Origin of the sequence: Paenibacillus mendelii, from assembly GCF_024498075.1 — a bacterium.
GTDB lineage: Bacteria > Bacillota > Bacilli > Paenibacillales > Paenibacillaceae > Paenibacillus_Z > Paenibacillus_Z mendelii.
This window is the reverse complement of the sequence record NZ_JANHOF010000003.1, coordinates 382883-397830: the sequence shown is the minus strand read 5'-3', so window position 1 is coordinate 397830 and position 14948 is coordinate 382883. Positions and strand designations below refer to the sequence as shown.

General features: G+C 52.1%; 11 protein-coding genes. 2 read left to right on the top strand and 9 right to left on the bottom strand.

The genetic code is table 11. The annotated features are described in order from the left end of the window. Nucleotides 1-287 precede the first annotated feature (287 nt). The gene (locus NNL21_RS12475; RefSeq protein WP_204819304.1) at nt 288-1454 is read left to right on the top strand and encodes an ROK family transcriptional regulator; all 1167 of its coding nucleotides are present in this window, start codon (nt 288-290) and stop codon (nt 1452-1454) included. Between the two features lie 144 nt (nt 1455-1598). Next, nucleotides 1599-1718, top strand: a complete 120-nt coding sequence (locus NNL21_RS12470) for a putative holin-like toxin (protein WP_305880772.1) — start codon at nt 1599-1601, stop codon at nt 1716-1718. 250 nt (nt 1719-1968) lie between these two features. Here NNL21_RS12470 and NNL21_RS12465 read toward each other — a convergent pair whose 3' ends face one another. From NNL21_RS12465 to NNL21_RS12425, 9 genes are all read right to left on the bottom strand, one after another. Beyond that, entirely contained in the window at nt 1969-3315 is a 1347-nt protein-coding gene (locus tag NNL21_RS12465; RefSeq protein WP_204819303.1) for an ABC transporter substrate-binding protein, read from the bottom strand. Beyond that, a complete protein-coding gene (locus NNL21_RS12460; RefSeq protein WP_204819302.1) occupies nt 3312-4868 on the bottom strand; it encodes an ABC transporter substrate-binding protein in 1557 nt (518 codons plus the stop codon). The genes NNL21_RS12465 and NNL21_RS12460 overlap by 4 nt, the downstream gene beginning before the upstream one ends. Further along, nucleotides 4865-5440, bottom strand: a complete 576-nt coding sequence (locus NNL21_RS12455; RefSeq protein WP_256555191.1) for an RNA polymerase sigma factor — start codon at nt 5438-5440, stop codon at nt 4865-4867. The genes NNL21_RS12460 and NNL21_RS12455 overlap by 4 nt, the downstream gene beginning before the upstream one ends. Before the next feature lie 40 nt (nt 5441-5480). Further along, the gene (locus NNL21_RS12450; protein ID WP_204819301.1) at nt 5481-6209 is read right to left on the bottom strand and encodes a hypothetical protein; all 729 of its coding nucleotides are present in this window, start codon (nt 6207-6209) and stop codon (nt 5481-5483) included. Nucleotides 6210-6441: 232 nt separating this feature from the next. Continuing rightward, nucleotides 6442-7716, bottom strand: coding sequence for an MFS transporter (locus NNL21_RS12445; RefSeq protein WP_204819300.1), 1275 nt, complete (start codon nt 7714-7716; stop codon nt 6442-6444). 69 nt (nt 7717-7785) lie between these two features. Then, entirely contained in the window at nt 7786-8205 is a 420-nt protein-coding gene (locus tag NNL21_RS12440; RefSeq protein ID WP_204819299.1) for a GIY-YIG nuclease family protein, read from the bottom strand. A gap of 32 nt (nt 8206-8237) precedes the next feature. After that, nucleotides 8238-9002 (bottom strand): DUF2087 domain-containing protein, encoded by a 765-nt coding sequence (locus tag NNL21_RS12435; protein ID WP_204819298.1) that lies wholly within the window; start codon nt 9000-9002, stop codon nt 8238-8240. Nucleotides 9003-9193: 191 nt separating this feature from the next. Beyond that, on the bottom strand, nt 9194-11878 hold the full coding sequence (locus tag NNL21_RS12430) for an alpha-mannosidase (protein WP_204819297.1): 2685 nt from the start codon (nt 11876-11878) through the stop codon (nt 9194-9196). A gap of 77 nt (nt 11879-11955) precedes the next feature. Continuing rightward, nucleotides 11956-14925 carry a sugar-binding protein gene (locus NNL21_RS12425; RefSeq protein WP_204819296.1) on the bottom strand — a complete coding sequence of 990 codons (2970 nt, stop codon included), beginning with the start codon at nt 14923-14925 and terminating at the stop codon, nt 11956-11958. Nucleotides 14926-14948 lie beyond the last annotated feature (23 nt).

Sequence of the window (14948 nt, the reverse complement as noted above, 5' to 3'; positions counted from 1 at the left end):
TGGCCTCCTTCATATCCTTGAACTGTACGTGCCCCGCGACGTTCACATGCAACGCACAAAGTCAATTCGCACTGCGGCGTGCTCCTATGCAAGCGCTCTCCGGGGCAGCTTGAGAATAGCATAGCATGACCATACTTAGTTTGTCTATTAAACAAACTAAGTGTTGTGCTATACTAAGATGCAAATAAAATCGCACCGCTATAAGGGATGCAGCACAAGTTTTATGAATAACGGACATGCCGTGTTCGCTCGTTCACTAATAATCGTAACAGGAGCATATCCCACCTATGAAAATAAAGCCTACAGGCGACCTCGCCATGATCAAAAAAATAAATACCGCCATCGTGCTGGAAGCGATCCTGAAGCATGCCCCTCTGTCACGTGCGCAAATATCTGAACGAACCGGCTTGAATAAAGCGACGGTCTCCAGCCTCGTTCAGGACTTGATCGACAATCAGCTGGTCCTGGAAATCGGGCAAGGAGCATCCAGCGGCGGGCGCAAGCCCGTGCTGCTGATCTTTCACGCGCGTGCAGGCTATGCCATCGGGATCGATCTGGGGGTGAACTATATCCGCTGCGTCTTGACCGATCTTGAAGGCGCCGTTCTGATGGACAATGAGCTGCCGCTGAAGACGAATCAGCAGCAGAAGGTCATCGAGCAGCTCGCTGCTTGTATCGACAGCCTTCGAAACGTCATGCCAGACAGCCCGTACGGTCTTGTCGGCATCGGGATCGGCGTTCCCGGTATCGTTGACGACCAGGGCATGATTCTCTTCGCTCCGAATCTGGATTGGAAACAGGTCAAGCTGCAGCAGGCGCTCGCGGAGCGGTACGATGTGCCGATTACGATCGACAACGAAGCCAACGCAGGCGCGCAGGGCGAACAGAAATACGGCGCTGGACGCGGCATCGCGCATCAAATTTATGTGAGCGTCGGCATCGGTATCGGTACCGGAATCATTCTGAACAAGGAGCTCTATAAAGGGGCGTCCGGCTACTCCGGGGAGCTGGGACACTTATCCATCGAGATGAACGGCAAGCCCTGCCGCTGCGGCAACGATGGCTGCTGGGAGCTGTATGCTTCGGAGAATGCCCTGTTGGAGCAGGCCGCACCTCTGGGCTATTCGGATCTGGATGCGCTTCTCCAAGCAGCCGAAGACGGCGACCGGCGCGTTCAACAATTATTCAGCCGCATAGGCACGGCGCTCGGCACGGGAATTGCGAACATCGTCAACGTCTTCAATCCCGATGTCGTTATAATCGGGAACCGGATGAGCCGGGCCAGACAGTGGATTGGCCCATCTCTGCAAGAGACGGTGACGCGAAGAAGCCTTTCCTACCATAGAGAAAAGCTGCAAATTCTGTTTGCCGAGCTTAACGATCAGTCTGCGGTACGAGGAGCCGCTTACTACGCCATCAGCCGGTTCTTCATCAAGACCAAAGGCGGCGTATAATAAACGACAGAAATAGGGACAAATTTCCTAACGGAAAATTCGTCCCTAAAGAATGCTTTCAATGCGAACATAAGTTCGGTATAATGGAAGAGTAATAGAAAGGCTTGCAAGGGCGGCCAGGCAAATTCTCCCTGAAGGGAGGTGATGCCCGTGGAGGTTAAAGACGTATTGGCGCTCATGATCGGTGCCGGTTCGCTGCTAATTGCACTCGTGACGTTGGTCGTGACCCTCTTCACCGTGCTTAACCAAAACAAAAAGAAGTAGGCCGCCCTGTAACGAGGAACGCGGCCTACTTCCGCTGCTAATGCTTCGTTCATGCCAACCGCCCTTAATAGCGGCTATTGCGCAGGGAGACCGGCGGCAACCGGCTCCCTTTGCATACTTGGCTTTATCTTTATTTACTATACCACAAGTGGGGACTGCAGCGAAACAGGCAAGATCGAACGTATTTTGTTGGATACGGATTCGACGATAGAATCATACTGCAGGCGGCTTGTCATGTGTATATCTATGGTCAATTTTTCAATGTCGCCGCATCCAGCAAGGCTTGTCCTTCCTTATGAATCGTGCGAATTACCTCATCTGTCGACTTCTCGCCAAGAATCGCCGCTTCTACCTCCCGGTTAACAAGCTCATTGAAGAGCGGATTGAACTTCTGGATATCCACGTTCCCTCTTGAATTCCTGGGAGATTGTACAGGCATCAGCTCAAACAGCTTTCCGATCAACGGATCCTGCATATACTCCGTATACGTTCGGCGCACAGAGAAGCCTTCTCCCGAATTCAGGCCAGCTCTGACTTTAGCCATATGGTCACTGGTCATAAAGCGAATCACGTCCCAAGCCGCTGCTGCGTTCGCGGAACCCGCGGGTATCCCCATCGCTTCAAATACATAGATGCTGTTGGTACGACTCCGGTCGGATGAGCTTACTGGCGGTGTGACCGCACCTGCCTTGAACTTATATCTCACTCCATCGTTATAATATACGACGGTCATAGCCGCTTTGCCCTTGCCGAACAGATCGCCGGCCTCCACAGCTTCTTTCCCATACGTAACGACGCCATCAATCACTTCGCCTTTTGTTCTGTTTAATGTAAGCGTACCGTTCTTATACAAATTAATCATGGTCTGGAGCGTGTCGCGCCATAATGGCGTATCCATCGTAATCCGGCCCTTCGCAAAGTCGACCATCCGAAGTCCTTCGTTGCTCCCGAAGCTATCTAACATATCGTAAGGCTGATTGATATATTGCTGATAGAAGCCGACTACACCTTCCTTCCCTCCACTTTGCTCGACGAATCGGCTGCCGAGCTGATACACCTCCGCGAGCGTCATCCCATCCTGTGGCGGATCGATTCCGTACTTCTCGAACAAATCTGCATTATAGTACAAGGCGGAACTTTGAAAATCGGGCGCCAGTCCGTACAATTTCCCATCGCCTGACCGCTTCATCCATTCAATCATGCCTGGGTAGAAATCATCCTCCTTCATCCCACTGTCCGCCATTCGAACGGATAGATCCGTTAGTATCCCGCGTTCCGTTAGCAGCTCGTATCTGTAACTGGACGTTAGGATCAAGTCTGGTTTCTCTTTCTCGATTGCCTCGATATAATCGTCATCCGATACCTGAACTTGGTAGTCCGGCTCTAGTTCGATGAGCTCAACCTTCAATTCAGGGAATGCCGCTTCGATGTAATCCTTATAGGCAAATTCATAGTAATCCTTCGAACTGATGGCGATTTTAAGCGATTTCTCTCCTTGCTCGCCCTCATCATCACCCATACATCCCGACAATAGCCCCATGAAGAAGAGCGCCGTAACCGCAAGAAGAGCTCCAGAGTAACCTCTTATCTTCCTCATTGCGATTCACCCTTCTTTCCGAGCTTCCCCAGCGAGGCATTTAGCTCCGTCTGGAGCTCAGCGAGCGCTTGATCTACCGACTTCGTCCCTTTGACCACGTTCAGGAACTGTTCACTGCTCGATTTTCTTAGCAGATTAGCAGCCTCGCCGTAACGCGAGTCAGTCTGAAGAGTTAACTCTGCTGCGACGTTTGCCGGATTAGGCTGCATCGCATAGAAGCCCCCCCATTTCTCCTTGGGCTGTGATTTCATCGCTGACACTCGGCCAAGCAGTTTACCTCCATAATGACTGCTTTGATCGAACCGGGCTGCAATTTCTGGACCGGCCGTAAATCGCAGCATCTCCCAAGCGGCATCTTCGTTATTCGTAGTGGCCGATATGGCATAGACGAAATTCGTTTCTAGGTATTCGGCTTGATTGGTTGCGGTAGGATCCATCTTGAAGGACGAGGTCATCCAATCGAAACCAAGCTTCCCCTTCAAGCGGTTCTCTTCATCAATAAGCGAATGATAGTAACTGCTGTCTGACAGCGACATCGCCGCTTTGCCTTGCGCAAACAGGTCGTTCTTCATTATTTCACTCATTGAAATGCTGCCCTTACTCCAATCCAACTCCTCGGGGGATTGAATCCAGCCCCCAATGAAGCCGTCAGAAACCTGCTGCCATACTTGCTCCCAGCCATCGGTTTGCACCAAGGCGGACACGCGATCCTTATCGAAGGCTAACGTTTTCAAGCCCGAGGATTGTCCGATGATACGGGCAAGCTCGTATGGGTTTCCTCTGGTAGATGTAGTTAACCCCGCAGTATCTTTCCCTTCAAATCGTGCGGCCAGCTTCAAAATATCATCGAGCGTTGCATTCTCATCTGGCAGAGGGATATTATATTTGGCGAAGAGCGTCTTGTTGACAAAGAGTGAACGGGCACCAAATTCTACAGGCAGTCCATATAATTCTCCTCCGCCGGCTATACGAAGCAGGTCAACCAGCGGCTTATGAATCGCTTCCAAGTCGAACTCACTTTTCTTGATAAGTGAGTCAATCGCCTTCAGCTTCCCGCTCGCCGCGAGCTCCATAAATTTATTCATCGGGAGCATAAGAAGGTCGGCATTCTCCGTTGCAATCCATTCCGAATATCGCGCTGGATCCTGAAGGATCTCACCTGATGCAACGGCGGTCTCGATTCGAACGGAAGGATGCCGGATGATGAACGGCTTCTTAATATTATCGAAATTGACGTAATCCAAAAGCAAAACCTTCAGTGTAGCTTCCTGATCAGCTAGCGGATCATTGTAGATAGATGCCAAAGCATCCTTGGATTGGCCTTGGCCGATCATCTCCTTCAAATCATCGCGAAACCACCAGCCGCAGCCAAGCAGCAGGGTGATACTCAGAACAGCGGCCACTGCCCTGAATGGCGATTTGCGTTCATTGCGTTCATTCGATCGCATACGAATACGTTCCCTCACTTTTCGTTCAAGTTTCGAGGTGAACCCATTCGTGATCGGCGGCTTCCCGGCAAGCCGCCCTTCCCAATCCTGTTCTGGACCGTTCATACCCACTCTTCCTCCCCGCATGCAGCCGTCTCCTTCGCCCATTTGCGGTTCACCGCGGTGCGCGCGCGATGAAGCCTTGATTTGACCGTGCCTTCCGATACCCCGAGAAGCTCCGCTGCTTCCTTCATGGTGAGCCCATAATGGCTATTAAGCAATAAGGCTTCTCTCAGCTTGCGCGGAAGCTCGAGTACGTGTGACCAGACTTCCTCCATCTCAAGCTTGTCCATCGTTTCCCGTTCCGCCGAAGGATGTGTATCCCTGTCGAACCATACCGGCAGGAGCGTAACCTTCCGAAGCCAGGAAGAGCGCAGAGCATCTCTCGCTTTATTCCGCGTGATCGCCAGCAGCCACGTCTTGATGGAGGATTGTCCCCGAAATTCGTACAGATGCTCGTATACCTTCACGAATACATCCTGCGCGATATCATCCGCAAGCTCCCTCTGCCGGGTCATGAAGAAAGCAAAGTTCCACACATCCTTGCCGTATTCCCGCATCAGTTCATCGAGAACCGCAGAACGGTCCAAGCCGCCGGTCACATGTTTCAAATAGTCGAACTGCTGCAAGTCGTTCACCTCTCACAAGTAGACGATTCAAGTAGGGAATGGTTCCCTATTATTCGGCGGATTGGGAAACCTTCGTTTGGAACAGCGCCTGGAACCGCTCCGAGGTCTTGAATGAATACGTTTCTCCCCTAGCTTGCAGAATCAAATAGCGTCCTTGCGGGTCCACTTCAAACACCATGCGGCGGAACCGATCCTGATCATGGTCCTGATGAAGCTGCAAATACCAATACGTCTCCCCGAGCTCACCAGGGACAGCGTCAATTCCTTCAGATTCAGCCATGGCTTCATATAGCTCCAGCCCCTCAGCTTCCTTCTCCGTGACTATATTCAGCGCGCTTTCTTGCCCTGTGAATATCATCATATTGAACCCATCCTCCGCCGGATTTAAATCCTTATGCAGGTACGTTGCGATTTCACTGCGGGAGTACAGCATCCGATCGATGCTCTGATCAAGTGGATACAAACCGATTACGAACAGTAGGGCTCCTAACAGAATGGCCGTCTGCTTCGCCTTCCGATTGAAAACAGCTCGTCTATGCAGTACGTATGCAATGATTAGACCGGCGGGCAGCGGAAATCCGTTCATCCGGAAGGTAAATGCGGCAAGGAACAGATAACCGGCCAATTTAAGAAAGAGAAAGGGCTCGCTTTGTTTCTCGGACCTCCTGTATACCACGACAGCCAACAAGAGGAGCAAGGCGTAAAATATACTCATCGCAAGCACCATGGCCAGCTGCGAAACGTCCATTAATCTTGTGTTCACGGACTCTGTTACCATTGCGGTATCTCCCCTTTCATAATTAAAACGACAGCGCAGATGCGCTGTCGGTCATGCACGCGATTTATTCGAATGGTCTGCTCAATAATTCCTTCTATTATTATACGTATATCTCCACCCATTGGTTTAAAAATCAGATAAAAAAACACGAACAGCAAAAAGCATGATGCCGGCAGCGGTGTTACTGCTTTGTTTCTTGGCATCATGCTTGTTCTTAGCTAATAGGTAAACCTCAATGGGTCATCACGCCGGCCGCAGCTGGCGTGCCGGACCGTTCATGTTCAGGTGCTTTGTGTTTGAAAATCGGGATAAGCAGCAGTCCTCCTACCAGCATCAGCAAGCCGGCGATCGAATAGATCGTCACAAGCGGCATCACCTTCAGCAATAGACCGGATGTTGCGATCGTGGTAACCATCATCCCGCTAAACATCGGACTAAGCACGCCATTCACGCGGCCCACGTACGATTCTTCAGACCACTGCAGCATCATCGTGCTGATGGCGACCTGGATGACCGGGAAGAAGAGCCCGTTGATAAACTGTAGTATCAAGGTCAACGTTACATTGGTCGAGAAGCCGATGCTGATCATGCAGATCGTGTTGACCAGCATGCCGAGCGCGAGCATCTTCTGTGGCGTTAACCGCTTAGCGAGGGCCATGACGGAGACGCCCCCGAGCAGCATAGCCACGCCGTTCACCATCAGCATAAATTGCAGAAATTCCTTTGGCTTGCCAAGCCGGTCGGTCACGATAAACAAACCTAGCGTCTGCACGATCCCGATCGCCAGACCAGCAAGCGCAAACGTTCCGCATAAAGTACGAAGCACTTGGCTTCGCATGACATAACGGAATCCATCCTTCAAATCCTGTGAAATGCGGCGTTTGACAGCCTCGCCTTTCTCCGCCAGCCGGTCGGCCGGTATACGGACGAGAACAAGCGCGGATAACAGAAATGCGATGCCCATGACGGCAATCGACCAATTGATGCCCAAATGATGATAAGCCGTTACGCCCAGTGCCGGACCGCCTACCATCAAGATTGCAACAAGGGTCTGGAAGATCGCCATAGCGGTCTGGAGCTGATTCTCCGGAATATGCTGCTTGAAGAGCTTCATGGCAGAAGGCTGGGAGAATTGAGAGAGAATCGCCGACACTAATGTGGCAAAATAAACGGCCTCCCACGCTTCAAAGATAAGGGTCAGCAGTACAACAAACACCGATACGGAAGACAATAAATCACACCAGATCATCGTTCGTTTCGGACGCCAGCGATCAGCGAAGGTCCCGCCGATAAAGGAGAAAATAAAGATAGGCGCGAACTCGACGAATGAAATCAGCGATATGGCAACCGGGTCACTGCCCGTCTTATCCGTCACAAACATGAGAATAGCAAAGTTACGAACCCAGATGCCGATTTGTAATAACACATTCGATAACATCACCGTTTGAAAAAAACGGTTGCGCAGCAGCTGTCCCGCTGCGCCTTGTGCCGCAGATCCGGACGACATTTCATTTCCTCCTTGAATATATACGTATAGGCTTAAGCCGTCTGAAACTCCACCCTAACGCTCCATCTATCAGCGGGCTCTAGGCGGTCGGTTGTAGCCTGCAGGCTCGAAGGGCTGCAGCTCCTCCAGCCAAAGCTCTTCCAGAGCTTTAAGCTCATTCCGGTAAGATTGTATCACGTCACTTCGCAGTCCCGCCCCAGCCGGAAGGAGGATATCTTTGTAATCATGCCGAATTTCATCATCCAGCTTTAGCTTCGCAAGCACCTCGAATTCGAAGCCTGCTCCGCCGGACTGCTTCCAATCCTCCTGCAGCGTCTTATTCATGTGCGAGCCCATTTGGAGCATAAACTCCTCCCGCTTCCAAGCGGAATCAAGCGTTGTCGACGAGCCCACGTACCGCTTGCCGTTATTTCGATTTATAATTTGATACACGCCCATCTCACGCTTCTTCATTCCGAATTCATTCTGCAGTTCTTTGCGTCTGTTCATTGCGTGTTATCCCCCCTTCTCTCGTATACCTTCTAGATGTTCAACCAGTATGCACGGCCGTCATCTTCTCGGCCTAAGAAACCGTAATCGATCAAGTGCCGGCGGAGTGTCACATACTCCTCATCCGAGAAGCGCATGAGGATTTCATTGATCTCCCGTTCTTCATACCGGATCCCCTTCTCGAAGCCAGCCGCGATGTGCCGCAGAAGCGCAACCTTGTGCTTCTGCTTGCGCGGAAGTCCCGTAAGCGGACCTTCAAGTCCATGAGGCAAATATTTACTAAGCAGTGCCGCGTATTCGTCCTGCGTCAGCGCATAACGTTCATCCACCTGCGGCGCTGTATGATGAATGGGCACGAACTTCGCTCCGCCTGGCACTTTGCTGTCCATCATCTCCATAATGGCGAGAAACAGCTTGGCCTGCTTCGCTTTCTCCTTCAGGGCAAATCGGTGATTGCGGATGGTCGAAGCGCTCCCGCCCCCGGTTAATTGGACGGTTGCCGCATCGGACATGCCCGAGGCGAAGGCGGCGATCAGCTGTTTCTGCAGATCGGTTAGACCGGTTGCCTTCTTGTCTAACGACAGGTAGTAATCGAGCATCGATCCGTGCACGGAACTAACATGATACGCAGCATATTTACGGGCTTCCAGAAAACGGCTGTCTGCCGGATAGACGACCCCCTCCTCGAAGCGCTCGCCGCATAGGAGGCAAATATAGCTTTCTGCATCGGCATCGTAGAGGAAACCTTGTTTCAGTTCAAGCAAGGATGCTTCGTCAAACCGTTCGGATAAATTCATAAAACCAAACAACCCCTTGTATTGTCCACTAATTTATAGACATTATATATTTTTGTTTGTTTTTTATCAAGAACCAATTAGGAGGTCGTCTGCGTTTCAGCAAAAAGAAACCCCAAGATCCACCAGTGTAGTGGAACTTGAGGCTTAATAGCATCGTGTTGAGCGGATGGTATACAATTATTTCGATCTTGCTACATCAGATAAGTCTTAATCTTCTTCGCTTCCACCTCTGCGTCGAAGCGGCCTGATTGAACAGCGATCGTTCCGCAAGGCTCCTCAAGAAGATTGGCGGCTATGATTTCGCCATGCAAACCATCGGCAGTTACGGTAACGCGGGACGTTGCGTCTTCCACATTATAGATCCGCAGCACGGGGCGTTCGCCGTCCTCGGACCATTTCCATGCGGACAGCATGACTTCTCCATCCACCTCCATAAACGACTTTCGCAGCGGGAGGGACGGTTTATCCGTATTCGGATCCTCTTCCTTGAACAAGCCTTTATGCGCGGTATCCTGTACCCATGCTCTTCCGCGTGTCCATCGTTCCTGATCCATCGGGTACAGCTTCGTCTTAACGCCCTGGTGGAAGAGCTCCGCCTCTTGATAAAGCTGTGTGATGGATTCCAGCGAGAAGGGACGGACTGACAGCTCAACCGTAGAAGCTCCGAGGCACTGCCCCTTCGGCTGACGGTCTTCCTCCAATTCAACTTCCTCTCTCATGTTAATCGTCTCGACGCCGCGCAGAATCGTGATGCCGATCGTGCGGCCCTGCTCGGTCATCTCGTATTCATACAAGCCTTTGGCATAAACAGCTATTCCGCCCTCTTCATAGCGGGGTGCTACCCACTTCCAGAACGGCTGGGAATGGGCATCGCGTTGAAATTCACTGCCTTCGTTCCAAGCCCGCTTCACCGCGTCGAACTGCCCTCCTGCGAGCACCTCTTTCGCTTGACTCGCACCTTTGAACAAGAGGCGGAGGCGATGATCCTTCACCTGATTGTCGATCTCTACGGCCATCTTCACTTCTGACGCGGTCCGATCCAGGCGAAGCGACACCCGGAACAGGGATGACTTCTTAGCGTCCGTTCTTCTCCGCTTCGTATGATCCAGACTTTCTGGCAGCTCCCATGTAAATTCATAGACACATTCCTCATACAGCTCGTTCCGCGTCAAGCTCGTGAACGACACCGCTTCCTGCCAGAGTGCTGGAGTGTCTCCTTCCACATTCTTAAATACGTAGAGATCTCCACCATCTCCAGCGTCCTGAAGACGTCCTTGATTGTGATACACCACACCCGTCGATTTATCATGAAGATGGAACGAGCCATCCGCCTGCAGCTCGACCTTTAACAAGTCATTCTCCAGAATAGGGTGCTGCGAGGTCTGCTCAGGCAGATTGCGGGCTATAGCTCCATGCGAATGAGGACGTATTTGATAAGTCGCATACCCAAGTGCTGGCGCACCAGGCTGCCATTCGATGTCGAACCGCTTCACTTTCAAGACGCCAGGCAGGTTAATCGGGCTCAGAACCTGAATCCGGCTAAGGCGTTCGGAGACGATTTGGTATGGTATCGGCTGGCCGGCATCGTCCAACAACGCGAAATCAGCGACCTGATCCTCTTCCAAGAAATAGACCGGCATCCGCACGACGGCAGAGGAACGAAGCTGAGACGTATTGAACACGACAAGCTTCTGGTCGTCTTGCCCGAAGCGCTCGGCCGATACTTGCTTCGCGACTGCTTTCATCTTGCGGTCGATGATTTCCTCGGCCAATTCCTTCAGCCGCGTATACCGGTCCATCATATGATCGTGTACGCTATCTTGGCTGCAGCCGCATATACTGTCATGGGGATGGTTCTCCATGTACAGCTTCCAGAAATAATCGATCGTATCGGTTTCATACCCGTCCAGATCTGCCACCCGGCAGAATACAGAGAGCGGCTCGATCCACTTCTCAACCAGATCATGACAGTGGGCATTCGCCTGCTTCAAGTAAATCCGGCTGGACAAGGTCCCGGATAGAATGCTGTATTCGAAGCATTCTCTTAGCTCCCCCTCCACTGTCTCGAGAACACCATCCTGCTGGTCCTGCATATAGGATTGGACACCCTGAACAAAGTCCGTCAGCCTGCTGTGCACGATTTCGATCTCGCCCTCGGATTGTTCGCGAAGCTTGGCGAGCACTTCCGATAAATCATACTGGGCTTCCAGATGATCCACCCCGTTCATCATGGCATGATGCGGCGACGGATTGATCGCTTCCTCTCTTTCCCGCATTCCGGCAAAGACGCTTCGAAGCTGCTCCCCATCGCTTGGCAGCCGCTGCGCGCTGTTGTACCAATAATAGAGCAGCATGCCGTCTACGGCCGAGCCATCCGGTGCCTGCCAGCGAAAGAAAGGGAGCTTGTGCTTTGCCATATCGTAGCCTCGGCCGAATACGCAGTTATCGAGTCCCACTTCTTGAAAAATCTGCGGCATCTGTCCAATCAGTCCAAAGTGGTCGGGAAGATACCCCACCTTCATCTCGCCGCCCAAACGGCGTGAATCCTTTATTCCAGTCATTAAATTTCGCACGGTTGATTCGCCGCTCGTCAGGTACAGATCATTCTGCTGGTACCAAGGTCCGATCAAGATGCGCCCCTGCTTGATATAAGCCTCAAGACGCTCCCGGTTGCCCGGCCGCAGCGCATAATAATCCTCCAGCACGATCGTCTGGCCATCCAGATGAAAATAGCGGAAGTCCGGATCGCGGTCCAGCAGCGCAAGCAGCCGGTCGATCAGGTTGACTAGCCTGTAGCGGAATCGCTCAAGCGGCAAATACCACTCCCGGTCCCAGTGCGTATGCGATATAAAATGATAGGTTTTGTTCGTAGTCACTGCGTGATCCCCTCCATTATGCAGCATGCCGGGAACGCTATAGCTCCCGGCATGCCAATTAAGTAAGAATAATAGCTCTAGCTACCCGATCCGCCGAAGCGCAAATCCGCCCATTTGGACTGATCGTCCCCATTGCCGACCCACATGATCTGTCCCCAATTCGTAGGTCCATGCGTCGCAAGGACAGACATCCCGATCGTCGCGCCCTCTGCGGGCGTGAAAGGTATCGTCTGCAGAGCACTCCACGGAATGGCGATTTCCACTGTATAATGGTTGTCGTTGACCGTCGAAGCGATGGTTCCTTGTGTTAACGGATATTCCGTAACCCCATCGTTATGCCCCTCCCGAATAAACATGTGAGGCTGCCCATCCGGTCCGCCGGCTGTAAACATGAGCGCATAATCACCATCGAGATACGTACTGCCGACTTTGCTCCCGTTCAAGCTCAAGAACAGCATGGAGGCGTCGCTGAGATACATCTGGCTGCCCGTTTCGGTAAACTGAAAGCTGTCATCCTGTCGCTGCTCAAGCACATAGAGATGCTCGTTGTCCCACTTGATCTTATAGTTCGTCTCCAGATTACCCGGCACTCCCCAAGTCTGGCCGAATTCCAGGACATCCCCGGATTGTGCGCTGACCGTGATCTGCTCGGCGCCATCCCACTCTCCGGGTTGAACCGTTCCATCGGCTTGAACAGGAGCCGCCGCTTTAGCTGACGTGTACGTCTTCGTTTCTTTGATCCACGGCGCGGCTTCCTTGTAGAAACGGAAATACGTATATGGATCCACAACTTCAAAATTCAGCTCCGGATAATGCTGTTTGACGTAATTGACGCCATCCACAATCGTTGACGGCTTGAACAGCACGTTACGGAACATCTGGAACTGCTCGCCGCCTCTCAACCGCTGGGCTAAGATTTCGCCATATGCAGCCGCATTCGGTTCATTCGGCAGATCATATACCTGCGCGAACGGTGTGCCTTTAACGACCGGCTGCTCGAAGCCGGCATTATTCCCGACGCCGTCCGGAGAGAAACGGGCATATGACTTCTGAACCTCCAGCGGAACATATCCGCTGTTGCCGCTTATTAGGAAGCCGGTGATATCAATGTCAAACCGTTCATAATACTCTTTATTGTATTTCTCCCACACGTGGAGGAAATCCGGCAGTCCGTCCGGCCGATTCTCCTCCAGCAGCATCATCGGATTCAAGTATCCAGAGCCATTGTCGCCCGCTACGAAATAATCGTTCTCCGTCATCGTATCGTACAAATAGTTAAACACTTGAGGTACCCTCTTGGACAATCCCAATACGGGTGCCCATGCAAGCGGAAGCTCGCCCCGCTTCGGATCGTTCCACAGTGCGGGCAGCGCGCCCGATGTCCATGCGCCTGAATCGTAGTCCCCCATGTAGAAGGCGATATATTTTTTATTCGGATCATAGTTCTTGCGCATCTTCTTGCCTTTGTCGTTATCCTGCTTGAACTTCTTCTCGAGCGGGACATGCTGGAATAACGACGCGTTCGACAAGCCGACCAGCCCGAAGGCATCGGCATCCTTCTGCGCATTATATTTGGATATTTCATCCGCATATTTCCACTCCGCCGCAACCGGCTCCAATCTGGCTTGCGCATCGGCATGCTTCGTATATTTAAGCCACCATGGGACGAAGCCGCCGATGGTAATAATATTTTCGCCTGCATGACGGTTCTGCGAACGAAGCAGCTCCACCAGCGTGCGGAAATCGGTTCCCAGCGTCTGATTGCGGTCATCGTTCGGAAGTGACAGCTCATCAGGACTCAAATCGAAGAAGAAGGCTTTATTGGCGATATAATAGTCGGCGTTCGGCAGAAACGAATTGAATAAATCCGGGTAGACAAATTCCTCGCTCAAACCCGTTTCCGGAACGGGCGGTTCACCCGGTTCAGCCGACGTCGTCACTTCAATCTCCCTGTGAATACGCCCGCCGTAGAAGGTCACGCCATCGCGGACCATCTGTGCGCTGAATGTATACGTGCCTGCTGCTGCAGGAGCTACAATCGTGAAGACGAAGGTCCTCTGTCCGCCGGGCTCGATCGTCTCTCCCGGGTTCATGAAGACCCGCTGATTGGCAGGTCCCTGAGAGAAGCCGCCATTCAAGTCTTCCCACACAAATTCATTCAATGGATCGGGTGCTGAAGCAAGCCGGTCATTGGCAGCGAAGGTCCATGGCTTGATTCCGTTATTCCTCAGCGTGATCGAGGCTTCAGCCGATTCCCCAGGCTTCATCGATGTGGGCATCGTGAAAGAAACCAGCTGCGCATTCAGCTCTTTATTCTGATCGAATTCCCAGGATACCGCATCCAGTGCATACACCATCATAGTCCGATTCGTCCGACCTGTATCCAAGTATTTAACCTTGGCCCACAGGTAGGCATCGTTCTTGGCACTCCCTGTCGATGCGAGGGATGTACCTTCAATCGTCCCCTGACCGGTAAATTTTCCGACCAGATTCAACTTGACGGGAATACCTCGATTCTGAACAAGCTCCGTGTAGGGGCTTCCCGGCGTTTCATCGTAGCGAACCGGCAGCCAGCCTTCCACGCCCGCAACGGTAGAAGCGACGTTAGCTGTAGCGGGAACGCTCGAATCCCATACGACAACTCCCTTAACGGAGGATGCGAAGCGCTCCAGCACTTCATTGAAGGTCTGCGGTGTCTCGACCGGGCGGGAAGCCAGAAATCCTTTCTTCTTGCTAAGCTCCTCCAGCCAGAAACGGTCGCTGTCCATCCCTTCGGCCTTCGCTACATAATTTGACTCATACAGGTAGTACAAGTCTGCCTGGCTGCGGTTAACAAGCCCCTGCAGTGCGGTAGCCAGCTTCAAATAATCGTAGGCTACTTGCGAATTCGGCATTCCGCTTAAGAATGTCTTCAGATCGAATACAACCATAGGACGTCCTTTCTTATCGTTCTTCTCCGCTGCCGCCACACCTGACATCATGCTCATGACTAAGGACATAACGAGCAGTGCCATTCCGAATCGTTTCCACTTGCCGCGTGAACCCATTACAATAACCACCTTCCGTGAAT

Excerpts from the sequence above, each read along its gene's own strand:
- NNL21_RS12475 (WP_204819304.1), top strand. The coding sequence starts at position 288 with ATGAAAATAAAGCCTACAGGCGACCTCGCCATGATCAAAAAAATAAAT.
- NNL21_RS12470 (WP_305880772.1), top strand. The coding sequence starts at position 1,599 with ATGCCCGTGGAGGTTAAAGACGTATTGGCGCTCATGATCGGTGCCGGT.
- NNL21_RS12465 (WP_204819303.1), bottom strand. The coding sequence starts at position 3,315 with ATGAGGAAGATAAGAGGTTACTCTGGAGCTCTTCTTGCGGTTACGGCG.
- NNL21_RS12460 (WP_204819302.1), bottom strand. The coding sequence starts at position 4,868 with ATGAACGGTCCAGAACAGGATTGGGAAGGGCGGCTTGCCGGGAAGCCG.
- NNL21_RS12450 (WP_204819301.1), bottom strand. The coding sequence starts at position 6,209 with ATGGTAACAGAGTCCGTGAACACAAGATTAATGGACGTTTCGCAGCTG.
- NNL21_RS12445 (WP_204819300.1), bottom strand. The coding sequence starts at position 7,716 with ATGTCGTCCGGATCTGCGGCACAAGGCGCAGCGGGACAGCTGCTGCGC.
- NNL21_RS12440 (WP_204819299.1), bottom strand. The coding sequence starts at position 8,205 with ATGAACAGACGCAAAGAACTGCAGAATGAATTCGGAATGAAGAAGCGT.
- NNL21_RS12435 (WP_204819298.1), bottom strand. The coding sequence starts at position 9,002 with ATGAATTTATCCGAACGGTTTGACGAAGCATCCTTGCTTGAACTGAAA.
- NNL21_RS12425 (WP_204819296.1), bottom strand. The coding sequence starts at position 14,925 with ATGGGTTCACGCGGCAAGTGGAAACGATTCGGAATGGCACTGCTCGTT.